Here is a 17,901-nt window from a genome sequence, read left to right as displayed (position 1 = left end):
TAGGAGGCACTTGTGAAGTATTCTCGATCCCTGATTATTGTTACCGGAAACTCCGGGGCCCCGGTTCAGCCGATGGTGGATCACATCCAGTCGAAGGCTGATTATCAGGGTGTTCGTCCAGTTGGTACCGAGAAAGCGATTGGGTACTCGGGTTTCGATATTGAGAATGCCATGTCTCGCGGTCAGGCCGCCGTTGTTGCGACTTATGACCCTTCCTCAACGGCCAATCTCCAGGACTGGGCAGAGCGTGAAGGTATCAATACGTTCACAGTATTTGTCAGTGCTCCCCAGGAACTTTCTTTTTCCCGGGCCATGGGCAATGCTCAGCAAATGAAGCAGGGCGTACCGATTCAGACTCTGCTCCCTGAAATTGAACACATGGACGAACGTACCTTGCTCGAGGCCTATGAGTCCGGTGAGCTGGCCTGCATTGATAAGCCGCACTACCAGTCTTCAATGACCCCCGATGATTTTCTGGCAAAGTTCAGCTCGATCATCCATAGCGAGCCCTTGTGGCGCGATTCCATTGAACACGACTCAACGGTGGATTTTGAGCCCGCATTCGGGCCGAGCATGGAAGATCTTGCCGGCCAGGCCCTGACCCGTCACCAGAGCGTTGCTCTTGAAGCGGGCTACGCCAAAGGTGATCCTGCCATGGAACAGTCGCCGGCCGTACGCCAGAGTACCCCTGATCTGTCGAGTCGTCCAAAACCTGGGTTTTAATTCATGAATAAAGCCATTTCTCCCTTGGCGGCCACTCTGGTCGCCTTTTTAGTCTCAGGGTGTGCCACTCAGCAGAGCCTTTCAGACGCCGCCAGCAATAACGACATTGACGCGGTGGTTAAGATGGTTGAAGCCGGGATGGATCCGTTGGAGCCGAACGAGTCCGGCCAGACGGCGTTCTCCATCGTTTATGACCATGCGTTTGAAACCACGAAGACCGACCGGGCCGCCGAAGCTGCCCTTCCTAATTTTGCCCGGGATATCGTGCGCAAAAGCGAACGCTGGGCTTCGGATCTGTGCACCAAGGTCCGCAACCGCTCCATCACGGTGGAGGAGTTTGAAGAGCGAGTGCAGGAGCCCTGGGAAGGCGTGACGCTCCGTGTTCGTGGCAGCTACATGAGCATGGACAACCATGTTCCCCTGGAGCATTGCCTGGTGGTTTCCAACCGGACTGAATACCTCGACGTCCTGTTCCAGCATGGGGGTGACCCGAATGCGATCGGTAAGAAGGACCGACGCGCACTTGATGTGGCCGTTTTCTATGGGCTCACCAATGTCACCGAAATGTTATTGAACCGAGGTGCTGACCCGAATCTGACCATTGACGATGAATCCAATGTCCTTGAGTTCCTGGTGGGGAATTCTCAGTTTGGCAATCGGGTCAACGACAAGGCGTTGCTACAGATGATCATTGCTGCCGGCATGGACGTGAATGCCCGGATCAAAGATTTAACGCCCATCGAGCATGCGATTCTCAATAACAATCTCGTAGCAGCTCAGATGCTGATAGACGCTGGCGCGGATCTCAGTCGGCCTCTGCATGTGGCAGGCTACTATGGGAAGGAATACGCTACCGAACTGCTTCTCCAGGCCAACGCCCCAACGGGCCCGCACCCTGACTTCAATGATGGCACTGCCTTACACACAGCCATCAGCGGCCTTGCTGACGGCCAGCATAGAAATGTTGATCTTGTCCTGACCATCGCTTCAGCGAGTGCTCACTCAGAGCTAAACAAGCCAGACGATGGCGGTTACACGGTGCTCTCCATGGCGAAGCGCGTTGGCGATCAGAAATTGGTTGAGGGCCTCAAGGCTGCCGGCGCTTCTCTCGAAGAGCAGGTTGTTTCTGCCAGCGGCCGTCAAGCTGAAGGGAGTTGATTGAATGACGCTTGAATGGTTGGTAGGAAGGAGCCCCGGCGGAAGAGGCCCTGGCAAGCTTTCTACGATGAATCATCTGCAGATAGCCCTCAGGACAGCACAGAACCCGTTGGACTTCGTGTTTCACCTCGGGTACCAGCAATTCCTTTTTCCACGATGGACGCGGCGTCTGTTTTTTCGGACGAGCATTCATAAGGCATGGCTCGATGGTTACCACGGATGGTGGATTGGGAAAGTAGGGGAGCGCCACTTTTGATTGTGGGCTCACCGATTTTCAATCAGTTGTTTGTGGCTCTCGTAGCCGCAGCTTTCATCCCGGCAATCTGCCGGTTCGACAGATTCTGATACTCAGTCCATTTGCAGGACGGGTGTTCAGGGTGCTCCCAGGTTTCCGCAGGGCCGTCTTCCTGCCCCATGAAAGGCTCAAGTTTTGAGCCACAAGCAGGGCAGTAGTTGGGCGGGTCCTGGTACTGGCCATTTTCATCGATGTAGCCCTGGCTCATCTCTCGCCGTCGTTCTCACAAGTTGATCATGAAAGTGCGTGAGTGGGTGTAGCCCAACCGCACTGGTTTCATTGGTTTTCTGGTTAAATGCCTCGTTTATGAGGCACCTGGTTCAGCAAAAGAGTCCCGGATGTGGCTATTTCACCGATTCTGAGCCCCGTTAAGGCACCCTGGAGCGGGATTGCAGCCCAGGCCAGAGTCGGACCATGGAGCCGGTTACAGCACCCTTCCGGCAGTGCCAGGGTTAGACCGCTTACCCGGTTCGTTCACCTTTTCCGGACTTACCATTACCCGGCATACTTCAAATTTTTAAGGCACCACCTGTAAACTCTGTCGGCCCTGGAACTACTGAACTACGAGTCTGATTTCGCTTGGTTAGGGCACTTTCCCAAGCCATCTTCTGGGAACTCCCGTTTTCCCATGTTCTGACAATCTTGTTTAGGCGTTAAAGCTCACGCATGGAGCGGGCGGTCGCAATCTTCTTTTGCTGGGCCTCATTCAAAAACATTGGGCTGACATCATTGGCAAATGGATGATCGAAAGTCTGTGCAAAGACCTTTAGCAGTTTTGCTGAGAAACCACCGGAGTCATTAATCTGTCCAGAAAAGATCATAGGTAGTGACCCAAGGCCTCCGAAGCGGGTTTCTCCTTCGGTGTAGAAGTGCTTGAGTATCCCGTTCACCACGCTCTCCAGAATGTCTTCTGTTCCGTCGTCGTCAATGATGATGACACCATTGAAATCATTAGGTGGTGCTGATCGCGTGTAGGTGGTCAGCCACGCATTCGTCCTCAGATCATGGGCTTGATAATTTCCCTCTTGCGCTCGTGCCACCAGGGTTTTGAAATAACTGAAAATCTGGCTCTCGGTCAGAGCTCCTTTGGTGGCGCTCTCTAGGGAGTCATCAAAGAGCTTGACCATCACACGGTCACGGATCTCAGGATAATCGCCAATCAACGTGTCTCGGACCCTGATGCCCAATCCTTCCCAGTCGATCTGCTTGAGATTGTGGAAGGGCAGTGACCCCGTTTGAGCCACCTTTTCGCCGAAGCGGCGGTCATCGGTCAGTATCGATAATGAAAAAAACAGCGTGTATGTAGTGCCTTGTTTGTTCATGTTTGTCGAATTCTCATTAATTGATTGATGACCCATGGCTACGTATGGCTATCTCTCCAAGACATGCAGCAGCCTCCGAGAAAACGTTAAAGAAGATATAGGTCCCGTGTACTTGCGTTACGTGATGACCACTTTCAATGATCAGCTCACTTAGAGCTTGAACAGATGGGTTATCGCTGTGATTTTTCATGATCGATTGGATAGCTTTCTCAACCATGCTCTCGTTTTTAACCAGCCAACAATCGAACACATGGAGGTAGGCGGGGGAGCCCTCGCCGGTGCGGCTCGTCAGCTTAGTTGTGAATTCGTCCCAGGTTATGGACCTCAACTCATCTCCCCACTCAACTGGCTCAAATACTGGGCGGAGGTATTTGCCTTCGGACTCGAACCTTTGTTCAAGGTAGGGCTCAGAGATTATTTCGCTGATCCAGCCCGAGATTTCAGTCAGAAGGGTGCTTCTGTTTGAAACAAAATAGTCCTTGATCAGTTCCGCAATTTGTTTAGCGTCGTCCTCGGATATTTTCGGTGCAAGCTTTGTGGATACACGGCCCTGGCCATCGATTGTGATACTCGCGATCAAATCTGCCTCGTTGCTCTCCTCAATCGTATTGTTGGGCCTAGTTATAAGCCCATAGAGTCTCCGTAATACGTTGACCAGATCACGCACAGGAATGCCACCGCATCGGCTATCCGCATAATCAGAACCTGAATCATTGAGTAGGTTATGGGGTACGCTGTCTAGGAATTTCCACAAATATGGCCCGGCAAGCTCTAAAGAGTCTCCATTCTCAAAGAAGACCGCTGCCGTCTCGGCTCTTTGATGCGCTACGTCGATAATGTCGCCTGCGCACGGTTTAGCCATTTCGATGTAAATATGCTTGATGCCAGGCAGGGTTTTTTCCATGTCGCTGAAGAATACGGCGGTCTCGAAGCGGCATCCAAAAGGGCCTGCTAAATTATAAATATTGCGCATGGTTCTAAATTCCCAAAGCTGTTCTGGCGGATTCCAATTACTTCGCGCTAAGCGCGGTTGTCTGAAGTGCTGAGCAGACAGCGTTTCTATCTCGCTGGGATTTCTGCAACACCAGCTCTCTGTAGGCGCTCATTATAGACGCGGCAAACAGTAGATCCTCTGCCTTCAGGCTTTCCCTCGCGTACCGAAAGCGCCACTCGATGTCGGATAAGCGCTCTGAAGCAGGGTTTGGAAAAGTCATATCACCGCCAACCTTCACGTATGCACCATGGCTAATTACTTCTGTGTTCACGATTCTTGTCTCCCGGTTTCCAATACTGTTTTACCCGTCAGCCTTGATGACGTAGGCGCCAATACCGGCAAAGGCCATCCCCAAACCTGGGCATGCCATCAACAGGGCTTCAAAATTACCGTAATGCTCACTCGCCTCACTGTATCCGACGTAAGCCAGCAGGAGTCCGAGAATCGCAAAACCTATCGCTAGAAGTCTTGGGTTAGGCATAAAGGTCGGTTTCCCATTACTTTTGTCAGGCCATTACCTGTTCTTTCGGGATCTCATCGTCGTACTCCGGGTCGTAATACAGCACCCAATTCAAGACATCATCCCAATCTTTGCGCTTGATTCGCCCTTGGCCATCGAAACCCTGACGAAAAACCGCCTGCCCATTTTCAATGCTCTCAACGCGCCAAAGCCCACCCCGAGAGGTCTCCCACACTTGCCCTGGGTGAAATTGGTTAATGCGATCATCTGGCATGCTTGCGCGGCTCATGAACAAGTCCTCCGATTTCCTATAGGTCGTTTTCAGGGTCGCAACCCAGCCCATACTTTTTTGCCAGTTTAGTTTTCTCATCATTGTCCAGCTCGGACAGCTTGAGCTTCAGATGAAATTGAGCAAGCGTGTACCGGCGAATACTAACGAGTTCGTTAACCACGAACAGGAGCATTATGAAAATAGCAACCAGCCCAGGCAACATAAGCACTTCAGACATACTGGTTCTCCTATTGTGCCACGCGAACGCGGCTGTAAATGTCTTTAAACACCGTTTCCATTACCTTTGCTGGGTATTCTTGAGGCTCTCAATACGATCATTCGCCATAGCCAGTGCCTCCAATGCTTCCCGATATCCCTGGTCGTCCAACTCGATGTCTGATAGCAATGTATTCAAACGGCTCAGCTCGATGCGGAGATCGTCATTGCGTGGCAAGTTAATGCTGCCCTGGGCGGCGGCAATCGCGCTCATGGCAATGCTGGTGTAATCGTGCCAGCGGTATTCATTACCACGGCAATCTCCCGTACTATCCGGGTTTTCGTCACAAGCTTTGCAGATCGCCCTCGCCACTCTTTCTAGGATTTCTTCCTGCATACCGAATTCCAATACGGTTTAAGTTGACGCCTTACTGTCCATGTAAAGTCGGTAACCGCCAATAATTAGGCCGCCTCCGGTCATCAAGGTTAGTCCGGCAAAAAACACCGTCATGACCCCATACATCAAAAAACCGAAGGTGAGGTGCAAGGCATCTGGTCCCAGCGCAACGTCCGCGAACCTTTGGCCCCAATCAGTCTGCGCAAACACAAGCGCCAAAGTTGTAATAAAGAACAGAGTAAAAAGCGCGGCCATCAATTTGCACGCTCCTTTGCGAGAACGAAGCTCTTCCTGACTGTTTTGATCTTCAAGCATCACCAAGCCTCCGAGTCTTGCGAATTCCCATTTAGCCCTTGAGGCTGTTTGCTAATTCCCGAATTTCATCACTGAATGCCAGAAGCTGCTCCTGGTTCAGCGATAGGCTATAAACCTCATCACAGCCATCCGTGAACTGGACATGCCCCGAATCCTTTGGCTCTGCGTGGAAAATGCCAGCATCAGACAATGCGTCCAGAATGGATGGGGCAGTCACCTTGCCAGCGCTCATTAAGTAGTGGTCGCCAGGCAGCGTTTCTTGATCAAACTCGTATGCCATATCTCGGATTCCCATTTAGTCGCTGTACTGAAACGCACCGTCTATGAAGGTGAGAGTCACATATTTGTCACTGGCCGAGGCATTAATGGTGACATCAGAAAATTTGCCATCCTCATGAATCTCAAAAGGGATACCAATATCTTCCAGCACTTGAACCAATTGCTGGCAGCCTGTTCTGTTATCTTGCTCTTCCGCCATGTGCCGAATTCCCATCGTCAGTTCTTGTTCCAGTAACCCGTGCTCATTTCATCCTTGAATGTTAATGGCACTTCTGAGCAGCGTTCACCACACTTCTGCTGCAACGCATTTATGTCATCCATAGCTGCCATAAGAGCATCGCCAGTGGCTATCGCAAAGTCGTAGTTCTTCTGAACCTGAAAGTAACCAATGAGTCCGACGAATAGGGCAGCTACCGCGGCCCCTGAGAGCGCTCCTACAACGAGACCTTCTTTCATTCTCAACTCCCGAATTCCCATTTGTCATTTGATTTTACTGAGCACCCTTCGGCAGAACAGCCAGAGATTTTTGAAGATAACGCGCTGTGAAAATCAGCGCAGCTAACGCCATGCTCGGCGGGATTATCCAAATAAAGGCATAGGCGAATCCGCCAAACAACACCTCAAAAAGTGACAACAACAACCCTGATCCAGGCTGTACCTCGCCGGGGTACGTCAAGTCACCAATGAACGGGATAACCGTAAGATCCCCGGCCCATACCATAGCCATTCCATATATCCCCTGGAGCGTAGCGGCTACACCTATCAGCCCGCACAAAAAAATCGACAAACAAACCAGGATCAATGCTGTTTTTAGGGCATTACGTTTCATTAGCCGGATTACCATCTCAAGTTGCGCTGCCCATAATGACGTGAGCCATGCCCGCCGCCATCCCAATAGCGCCAACAATGCCGCTTCCGGCCATAAACCACGTCTGCCCCCATCCGGAAGGTGGCTTACCAGTCAGCACAGGGCGCATGGATGGGATAACCCCCAAAAAGCCGAGGATTAAACCGACTTCCATCGGGATAAGCATCAGGGTTGTCAAAAATGAATTCATAAGCGTATTCCAATTCGATTCATGCTTCGGCCGTGGAGCCAGCACGCCACTTCATCGTGATATAGGGCAGAGCGTCGTGTTTGCCTTTAGTTCAGCCCAGGTACTGCCAGGGCTTATTTAGCCAAGTCACCACCGCCATCAGCGACCAGCCGACCATAGCCTGTGTATCCGAAAGCCAGGACTCCCAGAGAATGGGGTTGTCCGATTGCAGGAGCAGGCTCAGAACAGCCGGCATGAGAAGAAAAATCATAAACACGGCCATAAAGAATGCGACAACCAGCACTAAGCCCTTGCCTAATCGTCTCAGCGGGTCGTTACTCATCGTATATCATCCTCCGTAATGCGAAGGCTCCATGAAATGCGCCTCTACTTAAACCTTTCATAACCAATCCTCACGAATTCCTATCACCAAATTGACCGAACGTGCTTGTACGCTCGGATTCTTTCGTCTGCTGTAACCAACGGCACGTTGAAGTGCCTGGCAAGAGCCGTAATCATCCGGTCGGCTGGGTCTTTGTGGAAGTCACCCGGCAAACGTGTTGATTCAACGCCCACCACCTCATCAACCGGCACAAACCTCACTCCCTCAATTTCACGGACGGTTTCAAGCCAGTCATCGAGGTTCATCCCCAGAGTCAAACGGTCACGCGCGACAAGAAGGGCGATCTCCCAGGCAGATATTGCGGACACCAGAATGATTCCGTCTTCATCGTTCTGCTCGTGGGCGATTGCGGCCGTGGCGTTCGGGGAAAGCTGGCTGTCACCATTGACCCACCAAATAAGGGCGTGCGTATCGAGAACGATCAAGCCAGCGCCTCCCAATCGTCTTCACCAACAGGCTCTGTCGGGTTCTTGAATTCCAGAACGCTTCCACGCAGTCGCTCAAGAGGGGACCGCTTGTCGCTCCGGTAACGCCGAATCTCTACTGTTGGCTGGCCGCGATCTGTAACCACTACCGGCTCGCCAGAAGTTTCAACCTTGCGGAAATACTCAAGCGCCTTCGCCTTGAACTGTGATTTTGTTACCTGTTCCTGATTCATCGATACACCATAGTCACTGGGTATAGTCACTACTATAAATTAGCTTGGTGACCACTACAAGTAGTCATTTGTAATTGGGCACCTTAACGCCTGACCAAATAGACTGGAATGCTGCCTTAATCCTCGGTAGATCCGGCTCTATGTACTCCAGGGTCATATCGGGATTCCGGTGGCCCAATATCAACTGGATAAGTTCGAGGTCATAGTCCTTTCGATCGAGCCAAGTCGCCAGAGTCCTACGGCCTGAGTGGCTTGAGCCATGGATTAGGCCCGAGCCTTTCAGCAGTTCGCGCACCAGGTTTTCCAGCGAGCCACAGACTTTCGTGGTTACAACCTCACCGGAGCCTGTCTTGTATTTCTTATCGTTGAATGCGAGTCGCCGCCACGTTTTTCCTCGCCTACCGAGAAATAGATAGCTGTCGCCATCAAGTCCACCATAGGAGCCATCTTCTGAGGTGAAAGCGCCCTCGGTCACCCTCTGACCTCGCCACGCTATGAGGGCTTCCCTGTGCTGTCTGGCGAGGATAAAACCGGGGCGGTGCTGATCAGTCTTGGTCGTGGGCCCACGTATAATAAAAACCTCTTTGAGCGCTCCGTCCCTATAGAACACATCGGATACCTTCAGGTGCGCGACCTCATTCACCCGCATCCCGCTTCCAAAGAGCATCCAGACCACTGCAACATTCCTGCGACCAAGGTCGCCCCGCGAAGCTGCCCACAAGATATGTGCAAGCTGACCAGGGCGATCAACAACCTGGGCCTTTCCCCGGCCATGCTCCGGTTCAGCCAGCAAGCGGCGGGTGGGTCTAAGCTTTGGCAATCTGTGCCTCCGGTCGATGTTATGGTGCCAAATTCCAATGTAGCACGGTAAACCAACCTTTGACCGCTGGAGACCCTATCAAATAGACCTTCATGGGAATCTTGAGCTGCGAACATCGGTGGGAAGGTGGACAGGCCAGCTGTTGCCGGCCTGGAGCATCTTGTCTACATCGCGAGATTGCGTACTTGCGCCTTGAGCTGATGATTGCGGTCGACATTTTCCATTTTCTGCTCGTTTGCTGCCTCTGGCTTCGTTTTCGGCTGATGCGCCTGCTTCGAGCTTGACCAGTTACCCTCAAGGTTGAGGGTTGCTGCGTGAGCGAACTTGGCAGCCCGCTCCAGTGGCAATCCTGACAGGAACTCAGCGTCTGCAGGCTCCAGCATTCCGAGATTCTTCTCGACGACTTCGCGGGGAACGGCATCTAATCCTTCGCATTGGTTCACAATGCTCTCAATGACTCGTGCTCGGTTCCGCTGTGCCGGAGCACTGCTGTAAAGAGTTCGCTGGATAGTTGGATCGCCAATCCGCTCGAATGTGTTGATAGCCTGGTTCACGCCTTTTGTGAGGTACGCCCCCAGCTCCATAGATGATAGGTTAGGCGGCACAGTTATGGCGCCAGCGCTCTTATCGAAGCGTGTCTCAGGCCTGTCAGGGCTTTGGGTAACCATGACATCCTCAAGCTCGGGGTAAGCGACAAACACTTCATGATTGCCCAGCAGGGCCTTCAGAGGAACGTCCTGACGGGTGATCTGATTGTAGATGCTGGTTACCCGGGTAACATCAACCTGACCGGACCTGACGCCCTCAGCGAGTTTCTGAACGTCCCGGGCAATGAACTGGCCCAATGTCTGTTTGGCGCGAAGATCCGGAACTGAAAGCTCAAACCTGAGATGCCCGGTATCATCGAGTACCCATCCTGTCTTTGATTTCAGCTCCTCATTAATCTGACCGGCCAGGCGACCGAATCGTTGTCGGAGAGCACCCCCAGTAGCGCTGTAGTCATGCCCCGCCAGCGCATTAAGAACTTTGGGGTAGGCCTCGCTGACCCCCAGCGCTTTCTGCGACACCAGCTTTGCAGCCGTTTCGAGCGAAGCGAGATTGATACCTTGGGCATTCGGACCAATCTTCATGGTGACGGTACCAGCCCGGCTAACAATCTGCTCTTCAGGAGCCACGTCATAGCGGGACATCGGATGAACAGATTTTAGTTCCGGATTACGGTAGGTCGATTCTACCGCTCTGGCCTCAACCTCACCGGCTGTCCGGTAATAGGTGCTGAGAGCATCCGCCGTCTGCTGCTTGTACATGGGGGTGGTGGAACCCCTCAGGTCCGCACGAAGTTCGTTCGTGATCGCTACTGAAGGGAATTTCTGGTCGCTCGGGGTATCCAGATCCGCATTGATTGAGCGCCACTCGACTTGCTGGCCGTAGCTCTTGAGGGCCTTATTGAGGGCCTTGGGGAGCATGTTGTCGTAGAAGGTCTCGAACCCCTTCGCATCCGTGGTAATGCTTGGACTAAACATGCTGCCAGACTCCTCCGAGAGAATGGCTTTGGCCGTTTTGCTGTCGAACAGCTTCTTGATCTCGGCCACGGTGAACGCATCACTGATGACGTGCTCATCTCCACGCTCGGCGGTTACGACGATTTTGTCGTCATCATGGGCAGGGTGCCATTCAACTTCGTCATACCGCTGACGCTCACCGCCGGCATAGCGCTCAGCCTGAACTGCTGATGGAGACCAGGCCACGGAGTCAAAGCCATTTTCAGCGGCGTATCGAATAAGGCGTTTGGCCACCGTAGCGTACCAATCCTTCCCAAGCGGGAATGCTTTCGGTGTGTCAGATGCATTCATCAGCGCTCTCGAACGAGCTTGGTCGACATCCTCATACTCTGCCTTTAGCAGCTCGATGTCAGTCACCAATCCCAGGGAACGGTGCACTTCTGCATCGTAGGAGTCAGCAAGATACTGGTCATCGGGAGTTAAGTCGCTGTATGACAGATCCCCCTCATGGAGATGTTTCACGTTTTCGTTTTGGCCAAGCTCAGAGATTCTTCTCTGACTCTGCTCTAGCGCTTTCTCAGCGTCACCAAGCCGGGCAGCGACTTCATTCAGTTTCGCGGCCAGATCCCCGTAGGCCGCCATAGCGCCATCAGGATCAGAAGCATCGCCCATCTGTTGGACTCGAGTACGCCAGTCACTTTGGATTTCTTCGATCAACAGTGTTTTCTGGCCAGCCTCATTGATCGTTTGGAACCTGGCATGGGCCATAACGTTGCGTTGTCCCGGCCAATGCTCGGACACGAAGTCTTCTCCCTGCTTCATAGCCGTAGATTGATCGTCCGCCAGCATGAGGAATTCTCTGTACTCGGAACCACCACTCAGAATGTAGTCCTCATACTGGGGGGAGGTGCCAGGAGCGGCCAGCTCAGCGGAAGACTCAAGGTCGTCTACCTTTTTGACTATCTCCAGGAAGTCTTCGTATTTGTGGCGCTTGAGGGCATCGAAAATCTCACCAAGGCCCTCGTATTCGGATAGCGGGGGGATTTCCAAGTGAGTTGAATAGCACCAACCCGCCCGGGACCGGGCCTCGTGGATAAGCTCAAGAGGCTCCTCGAAACCAAATCCGTGCTCCGATGCCTCTTTGGCGAAGGATTCGCACCAGTCGCCCAGTTCTTTGCGCAGCGTACGGGCCGCTGTAAGCCCCTGCGAGTCGATGAACACTTCCCGGGGGCTCAGCCCCGATTTGGCAATTTGGTCAGCCAGATCGGCTTGAGAGACAGGGCCATCCAGATCCGCATCTTCCAGCCACTCCCCGAGATTCAGCCAATCCAGCTCGGCCTGCTTCACGCCCGGTTGCTTCTTCAGATACCCCATCCATTGATCTGGGGCTGCTTTCTCAAATGGAGCAGATTGAACCGCATGAAGAACCGCGGAGTGATACTGCTTACCGGGATTTTCCACTTTGGCCGCCACAGATGGCGCCCCCGGGGAGGTGCCCAGGGCAAAACCCTCTATTGACTGTATTGCATGCTGAGTTTCGTGCAGTAGGGTCGGGATAAGCTGCCTGACAGACTGGGGAAACAGCACGATCGTCTGACGCTGGCTATCGCAAAAAGCAGAGCTGTTTGGGAAATCCTCCGATTTCGGATGGAATGCAACGTTCCATTCTTTTAGCTCAGGGTAGGCCTTGAACAGCTCAGGATGGTTGATAAGCCGATCGAGTGGTAGGAAGTTGTGCTGGTCGTAGGTGAAATCGGTATCCAACTGCCGGCCATTGGGTTCATCCGTTTCGAAATCGAAGTAATCGAGTTTACCGCTACCTTCCATGATGCTGGAGGCGACGGGGACGGGCAGGTTCATCATCAAAAACGATCTGGAAACGCCCTCAAGCTGAATGATGTCGCTGACCCGCGTTGCGTCTACGGGGATCATTTGGACATCGAAGCCGCCATTAGGGTTCTTGCGATGGACTACCCGGTCAATGCGCGGGGCTTCGAGAGCGTTCCATGCAGGCTTGAGGATAGAGAGCGCGTCCGGGTTCAGGGACGTCTGAGAATCGTCAATTTCGAATCGCCAGAAACCGTCGACACCTCTGAACCAGCCGGTCTGATCCAAAATGGTTTCGCGATCAATGCCGGCTAACTCAAGATCATGGGCTTGGCTGAGTCGACCGGGATTTGCGGTGCGTGCCCTGGCACCCACGAACATCGCTTGTGGAACGTCCTCAAATTGATGGACCACGAATTCATTCGGTTTCGGATCGGTACCATAGGGCGCTATGCTGCGGCGCTGTCCTTCGGTCATGGCTGCCCGGGCAGCTGACTCATGGGCTTCGATCTCGCCGAAGGCCTTGGTATAGGCCTCAGGGTCAGCAATCAGGCGCAGGCGCTCGGCCAGTTCGTTCATTCGCTGGATGCTCGGACTATCCTCCTCGAGCACCTTCATTTCTTGCTTGGTCAGCTCAGGGTTAACACCGGTGCGCCCATCGAACAGCTCCGCGTGCAGTTCCATGTAAATCTGCACATCCGGATCAGACTCGAGCAACTGATTGAGTTCGCTCTCCCACGCTTCACGCTCACCATTCATGAAAGGACTTAGGCCTTTTGCGAACCCCTCCAGCCTCTGCACCAGGTGCTGGGTTTCGTGGATCAGGGTTTCTCTCAGGAGATCAGCGTCTTCCAGATAGCTTTCAGGAATGATGATTCTGGGGGTGTTCGTAGTAACTTCAGGGTAGGGCGCTGTCGGATCGACGATCACGCGCATGGACCGAAGCTCCGGATAAGCCTCAAAAAGTGTGGGGTGATTCAGGAATGCGGGGAGTGTCCCGGGTTCCGCCAAATCAAAGTGAGAGCCTATCTGATCAATACGCTCCATGTAATAGGACGTTTTTCTGGCCGCTTCTGCGGAACCAATCAGACCATCCGCAAGCTGGCGGGAGATGTTATTCAATTCCTGCTGGAGCCAGGCAGTTTCTTCCATGGCCTGCAAATTGGTCGTGGCATCCCGATCGGAGATCTCAAAGCGCCATGCACCGTCAGGGCCTTCAAACCATCCTGTTGCGGCCCATATCTCTGAGCTTGTCCGACCTTCCATTTTGAGCTGTGTGGCTTTCTCAAAAGTTTCCGTACGCCCAAGCCTCTCAGAGGCCTGTTCACCGAGATACATAAACCTTAGAGGATTCGAATATACGGCTGCAGTCCTTGCCAGGGCCGGGGATATAACAGAAAGACCGTCACGTTCGGCAAGGTTCTCGTAAGTCGTGGCCGTATCCACACCGTCGATATTTGCGATTACTGTCTGACCGGCAAGCAGGCTTGCACCGAATTCTGTTAATGCGGTGACTCTGACGGAACCGTCGCGTTCTATTTGAACGCCATTTGCAACGAGGTACTTATCGAATGCTTCAGTCAGCTTTTCTGCGGTCGCATAGTTTTCCACCAGCTTTTCGATCTGGGCTTCCCCGCGGCCCATCAGATGCTGGTCAAACTCGACCCAGCTCTCATCTGGAAGAGATTTCAGGAGACTGCTCAGCTTTGACTGTCGCGGTTCCAAAGCACTGGGACCACGTAGACCGGGGCTTGCTGTAGGAGAAAATGAGGCTTGCGCCCTGAGAAATTCCCGGCCTCGTTGAAGCAAGACCCGAATATCTTCATCGGTATAAACGATGCCAGCTCCCGTTTGTGAGCTGTATTGCTGCTTGGCGGCCAGGTGGATTTTGTCGTAGAGACTGGGTTGCTCACCGTTCTCGGCGATCATCGCCACAAGTTCTTCGGCTACCAACATCTGATTTTCGTTGAAGCTCAGATCTAGTTGGTAACGTTCGGCAATTTGTTGGACGCGAGGATCGGACTCAAAGGAATGGTATATCTCCTGAAAGGTTTGATCGCGGTCGGCGCCAAGTGTGGCCCGCACGCCCCTGTGACCGGTGACCTCATGACGGTATGTCATGACTGCATCCGTTGCGCTATCAAGTCTTGTCGCAATCAGGTAAACCCGGTTATCCCGGGTGTCAAAAATGCCTTTGGCATTTTCTTTCCTGTACCCGAATTCTGCCATTTTCTGGCGGATATCCTCTGGCAGCAGACTGACATCCTCTACCAGTTCTGTTCGAGTTCCGAAATAGCGGTCAAGCCTTGAAATTGCCTGCCTTGCAAGACTCTCCGGTGCGCACAGTGCAGCAGCTTTACCAAAATCTTCAGGATTCATAGCTCACGCCAACATGGTCACTTTATGAGCTAATTTACCATTGAGACTTACTACTTGACCAGAAAATAATATAGAATTAACCAAATCTTGCTCTAGCTGTTTTATAGATTTATCAATTGAGGTTTAAGATGAAAAAATGCCTAACGTTACCGGCTATCCGAGAGCTTGAAACATCTGGTTTTTGCGTGGCAACGCAGCCAATTGTGACTGGTGACGTTCACGGCATACCTCGGGTTTCTGGGCATGAGTTGTTGCCCCGATTTAGGGAGGATGAGAACTCTCTTTCAGGTCCAGATAAATTTGAGGGTGGGTTGTCACGAGACCAGTTAGCAACCCTCGATGCATTTATGGTTCAAGAGGCCATTGGGTCTGCAGTTTCCGCTGAAACATTTGACTTGTTTTTTAGCTTCAATCTCCGTGCCGCGCACCTGGCGGATGCCGGATTCTCTGATTTCCTTTTGTCTCGGCTCGATGTCATGAGCACTGTTGAGCGATCGCGACTCATGGTTGAGATTTCTGGGTGCCATCTCGCCGATGGAAAGCTATTTTCTAACTACCTTCCAAGGCTAAAGAAAACACTGCTCAAACTGGCCCAGATGGGCGTTAAAATCTGTGTCGATAAATTCAGCCACCGATCGAATGGATTTCGGCTGGCTAGCCAGCTGCCGGTTAATGCCGTGAAATTCAGCCCTGAAGCGCTACTTGCAGAAATGAGGTTCCATAAGGGTGACTGTGATGAGTCTGAAGCCATTGACCTAGAAGTGATGCGATCCTTTGGGCTTAGCATGAAAGCGTGGAGATGCCTGGTTATCGCAGAGGGGATTGAGGCTAGGGCACATACAGCATTTGCAGACGGGTTGGGTGCAACGCATTACCAGGGATCAGCCTTTGGGCAACCTTTGGTCGAATCTGAACTCCCTGATGATCTTGAGGAGCCAGAGGCGATTAACCGTTCTTATCGTGGTGGGGACCGCGAAGTGAACAAAATTCCCGCGCATTCCCCCTGCTAGGCAAAGCCAGGAGGCGGGTCTAGCGGGAAAGTCTTTATCTCTTTTTCTTTCGGGCATGCTCTTCCGTACCCTGTGCCTGCACATACGCCTTAACCGTTTCCAGTGAGGGGCTGCCGACACTGGATACAAAATAGGCTCGGTGCCAGAACTGAGGCTTGACGTAGAACGAGGCAAGATGTTCGGCGAATCGGTTTCGAGCCCGCCGCGCACTGGCGGTTTTCAGGTTGTTGATCAGTACCGACACGTTAAGCGCCGGATGAATGTCCACCAACAGATGCACATGGTCACTTTCCCCGCCAAATTCCAGTAGTGAGCACCGCCAGGCCGCCAGAATCTCCGAGAACGCCTCTTCCAGGTAGATCAGTAGTTTCTCGTTCAGAGTTTTCCTTCTGTATTTGGTTACAAAAACAATATGTAGCTTAATCGAAAACACCGAGTGTGAGCTTGAGATATGGGCATTCATTGTATTGCGGCCTAATGGGATTTCGGGTAATGTTATCCCATGGAAAGGCGCAAAGTCACGTTCAAGCTGTACCCCAATGCTCGCCAGCGTCAAATGCTGAACGAGTGGTTGCGCCTGCACGCCGAGCTGTACAATGCTGCCCTGCAGGAGCGCATTGATGCGTACCGCAAGGCGGGCAAATCCATCAGCTATTACGATCAGCAAAACACCCTCCCGGCCATCAAGCAGGACAGGCCCGAGCTGGTTCCTCTCGGCAGTCATGCCCTGCAAGAAACTTTGCGTCGGTTAGACCGGGCCTTTCAGGCGTTTTTCCGGCGCGTAAAGGCCGGGAAAACGCCGGGGTTCCCTCGCTTCAAATCATCGCGCCGCTTCCCGGGGTTCTCCTATCCTGACCCAGCCGGCTGGAAACTCATGCAGCACGGCACTCGCGGCGCCACCTTGCGCCTTGGCAGCGGCAAGAACGCCCTGATGATCCGGGCGCGAGGCAAGCACCGGTTCGGCGACTTCACGCCCAATGACGTAACCCTGATACACCGACGCAATCCGCGCACGGGGCATAGCGAATGGCAGGCATCCATCACCCTTCGGGTTCCGGTAGAAGCGTGTGCGCGGAATCGCACAGGCTCCGAGTCCGTTGGGGTTGATTTCGGGGTGAGCCATTGGGCTAACTACGACGACGGCAGCCAGACGGACAATCCTCGCTGGGTGCGTGAGGCGGCACCCAAGCTGGCAGCACTACAGCGTGAGAGGGCGCGTAAGCGCAAGGGTTCCCACCGGTATCGTCAGCTTAGCGAGCGCATCCGCAATCTTCACGAGGCTATCGCAAACAGTCGCCGCGACTTCATACACAAGCAGACCACCGCCCTGGTTCAGCGCTGTGAGCTGATCGCGACGGAGGAACTGCAAACCGGAAAAATGAGTCGCAGTGCTCGCGGTTCACTGGAAAAACCGGGAAAGAGGGTCCGGCAAAAAGCCGGACTGAACCGGGAAATACTCTCTGCTGGCCTGGCCATGGCTCACCAGATGCTGAGGTACAAAGTGACGGAAACTGGTACCCGCTTGCATCTGACGAATACTCGCCAGCTCAAACCCTCTCAGCGCTGCTCGGGATGCTGGAACATCGTCAGCAAGACACTGGCCGATCGCGTTCACCAATGCCCGAGCTGTGGCTTGTCTATGCCGAGAGATCAGAACAGTGCTCGCGTCGTCTTGTACGACGCATGGACACCGAACAACTCGCCTGGGACGGGCGAGGCGGCGAGAGCGAAACCGCTGGCGACAACCGTCGCCAAGTCAAACTCTGTGACCCGCGAAACCCCCACTACAGCCGATCTGGCTTAGTGGCGGGAGAGTTCATAACCTTCTCCCAAGG

Annotated in this window: 23 protein-coding genes; 4 read left to right on the top strand and 19 right to left on the bottom strand. The window is 53.1% G+C overall.

The window, feature by feature from the left end; translation table 11 throughout:
• Window positions 1-12 precede the first annotated feature (12 nt).
• Window positions 13-723, top strand: a complete 711-nt coding sequence (locus ACESMK_RS08825; protein WP_372997330.1) for a hypothetical protein — start codon at window positions 13-15, stop codon at window positions 721-723.
• Window positions 724-726: 3 nt separating this feature from the next.
• Window positions 727-1,881, top strand: a complete 1,155-nt coding sequence (locus tag ACESMK_RS08820; RefSeq protein ID WP_372997328.1) for an ankyrin repeat domain-containing protein — start codon at window positions 727-729, stop codon at window positions 1,879-1,881.
• 278 nt (window positions 1,882-2,159) lie between these two features.
• Here ACESMK_RS08820 and ACESMK_RS08815 read toward each other — a convergent pair whose 3' ends face one another.
• The 18 genes from ACESMK_RS08815 to ACESMK_RS08730 all read right to left on the bottom strand — a co-directional run bounded on the left by ACESMK_RS08815 (window position 2,160) and on the right by ACESMK_RS08730 (window position 15,056).
• Complete coding sequence (locus ACESMK_RS08815; RefSeq protein ID WP_372997326.1) at window positions 2,160-2,384, bottom strand: hypothetical protein; 225 nt, start codon at window positions 2,382-2,384, stop codon at window positions 2,160-2,162.
• A 445-nt stretch (window positions 2,385-2,829) separates the two neighbouring features.
• A complete protein-coding gene (locus ACESMK_RS08810) occupies window positions 2,830-3,498 on the bottom strand; it encodes a hypothetical protein (protein WP_372997324.1) in 669 nt (222 codons plus the stop codon).
• 16 nt (window positions 3,499-3,514) lie between these two features.
• Window positions 3,515-4,471: a hypothetical protein gene (locus ACESMK_RS08805; protein WP_372997322.1), complete on the bottom strand. Its 957-nt coding sequence runs from the start codon at window positions 4,469-4,471 to the stop codon at window positions 3,515-3,517.
• Window positions 4,472-4,793: 322 nt separating this feature from the next.
• The gene (locus ACESMK_RS08800) at window positions 4,794-4,973 is read right to left on the bottom strand and encodes a hypothetical protein (protein WP_372997320.1); all 180 of its coding nucleotides are present in this window, start codon (window positions 4,971-4,973) and stop codon (window positions 4,794-4,796) included.
• A 25-nt stretch (window positions 4,974-4,998) separates the two neighbouring features.
• The gene (locus ACESMK_RS08795; RefSeq protein ID WP_372997318.1) at window positions 4,999-5,241 is read right to left on the bottom strand and encodes a hypothetical protein; all 243 of its coding nucleotides are present in this window, start codon (window positions 5,239-5,241) and stop codon (window positions 4,999-5,001) included.
• 19 nt (window positions 5,242-5,260) lie between these two features.
• Window positions 5,261-5,461 carry a hypothetical protein gene (locus tag ACESMK_RS08790; protein WP_372997316.1) on the bottom strand — a complete coding sequence of 67 codons (201 nt, stop codon included), beginning with the start codon at window positions 5,459-5,461 and terminating at the stop codon, window positions 5,261-5,263.
• A gap of 60 nt (window positions 5,462-5,521) precedes the next feature.
• Entirely contained in the window at window positions 5,522-5,836 is a 315-nt protein-coding gene (locus ACESMK_RS08785; RefSeq protein ID WP_372997314.1) for a hypothetical protein, read from the bottom strand.
• A gap of 18 nt (window positions 5,837-5,854) precedes the next feature.
• Entirely contained in the window at window positions 5,855-6,151 is a 297-nt protein-coding gene (locus ACESMK_RS08780) for a hypothetical protein (RefSeq protein ID WP_372997312.1), read from the bottom strand.
• 31 nt (window positions 6,152-6,182) lie between these two features.
• Window positions 6,183-6,431, bottom strand: coding sequence for a hypothetical protein (locus ACESMK_RS08775; RefSeq protein WP_372997310.1), 249 nt, complete (start codon window positions 6,429-6,431; stop codon window positions 6,183-6,185).
• A gap of 15 nt (window positions 6,432-6,446) precedes the next feature.
• A complete protein-coding gene (locus tag ACESMK_RS08770) occupies window positions 6,447-6,629 on the bottom strand; it encodes a hypothetical protein (RefSeq protein WP_372997308.1) in 183 nt (60 codons plus the stop codon).
• A 17-nt stretch (window positions 6,630-6,646) separates the two neighbouring features.
• Window positions 6,647-6,886 carry a hypothetical protein gene (locus tag ACESMK_RS08765; RefSeq protein ID WP_372997306.1) on the bottom strand — a complete coding sequence of 80 codons (240 nt, stop codon included), beginning with the start codon at window positions 6,884-6,886 and terminating at the stop codon, window positions 6,647-6,649.
• 34 nt (window positions 6,887-6,920) lie between these two features.
• The gene (locus ACESMK_RS08760; protein ID WP_372997304.1) at window positions 6,921-7,259 is read right to left on the bottom strand and encodes a hypothetical protein; all 339 of its coding nucleotides are present in this window, start codon (window positions 7,257-7,259) and stop codon (window positions 6,921-6,923) included.
• A 16-nt stretch (window positions 7,260-7,275) separates the two neighbouring features.
• The gene (locus tag ACESMK_RS08755; protein ID WP_372997302.1) at window positions 7,276-7,488 is read right to left on the bottom strand and encodes a hypothetical protein; all 213 of its coding nucleotides are present in this window, start codon (window positions 7,486-7,488) and stop codon (window positions 7,276-7,278) included.
• A 91-nt stretch (window positions 7,489-7,579) separates the two neighbouring features.
• Window positions 7,580-7,810 (bottom strand): hypothetical protein, encoded by a 231-nt coding sequence (locus ACESMK_RS08750; RefSeq protein WP_372997300.1) that lies wholly within the window; start codon window positions 7,808-7,810, stop codon window positions 7,580-7,582.
• A gap of 83 nt (window positions 7,811-7,893) precedes the next feature.
• Window positions 7,894-8,295, bottom strand: a complete 402-nt coding sequence (locus ACESMK_RS08745; RefSeq protein ID WP_372997298.1) for a type II toxin-antitoxin system VapC family toxin — start codon at window positions 8,293-8,295, stop codon at window positions 7,894-7,896.
• Complete coding sequence (locus ACESMK_RS08740) at window positions 8,292-8,528, bottom strand: type II toxin-antitoxin system Phd/YefM family antitoxin (RefSeq protein ID WP_372997296.1); 237 nt, start codon at window positions 8,526-8,528, stop codon at window positions 8,292-8,294. Before ACESMK_RS08740 ends, ACESMK_RS08745 begins: the two co-directional genes overlap by 4 nt.
• Before the next feature lie 64 nt (window positions 8,529-8,592).
• A complete protein-coding gene (locus ACESMK_RS08735; protein WP_372997802.1) occupies window positions 8,593-9,321 on the bottom strand; it encodes a tyrosine-type recombinase/integrase in 729 nt (242 codons plus the stop codon).
• A 191-nt stretch (window positions 9,322-9,512) separates the two neighbouring features.
• Window positions 9,513-15,056, bottom strand: coding sequence for an LPD23 domain-containing protein (locus tag ACESMK_RS08730; protein ID WP_372997294.1), 5,544 nt, complete (start codon window positions 15,054-15,056; stop codon window positions 9,513-9,515).
• A gap of 128 nt (window positions 15,057-15,184) precedes the next feature.
• On the opposite strand from ACESMK_RS08730, the gene ACESMK_RS08725 reads away from it, so the two are divergent.
• Complete coding sequence (locus ACESMK_RS08725; RefSeq protein WP_372997292.1) at window positions 15,185-16,066, top strand: EAL domain-containing protein; 882 nt, start codon at window positions 15,185-15,187, stop codon at window positions 16,064-16,066.
• 34 nt (window positions 16,067-16,100) lie between these two features.
• Here ACESMK_RS08725 and tnpA read toward each other — a convergent pair whose 3' ends face one another.
• A complete protein-coding gene (gene tnpA, locus ACESMK_RS08720; RefSeq protein ID WP_372997290.1) occupies window positions 16,101-16,529 on the bottom strand; it encodes an IS200/IS605 family transposase in 429 nt (142 codons plus the stop codon).
• 39 nt (window positions 16,530-16,568) lie between these two features.
• On the opposite strand from tnpA, the gene ACESMK_RS08715 reads away from it, so the two are divergent.
• Entirely contained in the window at window positions 16,569-17,870 is a 1,302-nt protein-coding gene (locus ACESMK_RS08715; protein ID WP_372997288.1) for an RNA-guided endonuclease InsQ/TnpB family protein, read from the top strand.
• The last annotated feature ends 31 nt before the right edge of the window (window positions 17,871-17,901 follow it).

This window comes from Marinobacter sp., assembly GCF_041687235.1.
Classification (GTDB): Bacteria; Pseudomonadota; Gammaproteobacteria; order Pseudomonadales; family Oleiphilaceae; genus Marinobacter.
The sequence above is the reverse complement of the archived record's forward strand: the minus strand, read 5'-3'. Positions and strand labels throughout refer to the sequence as shown.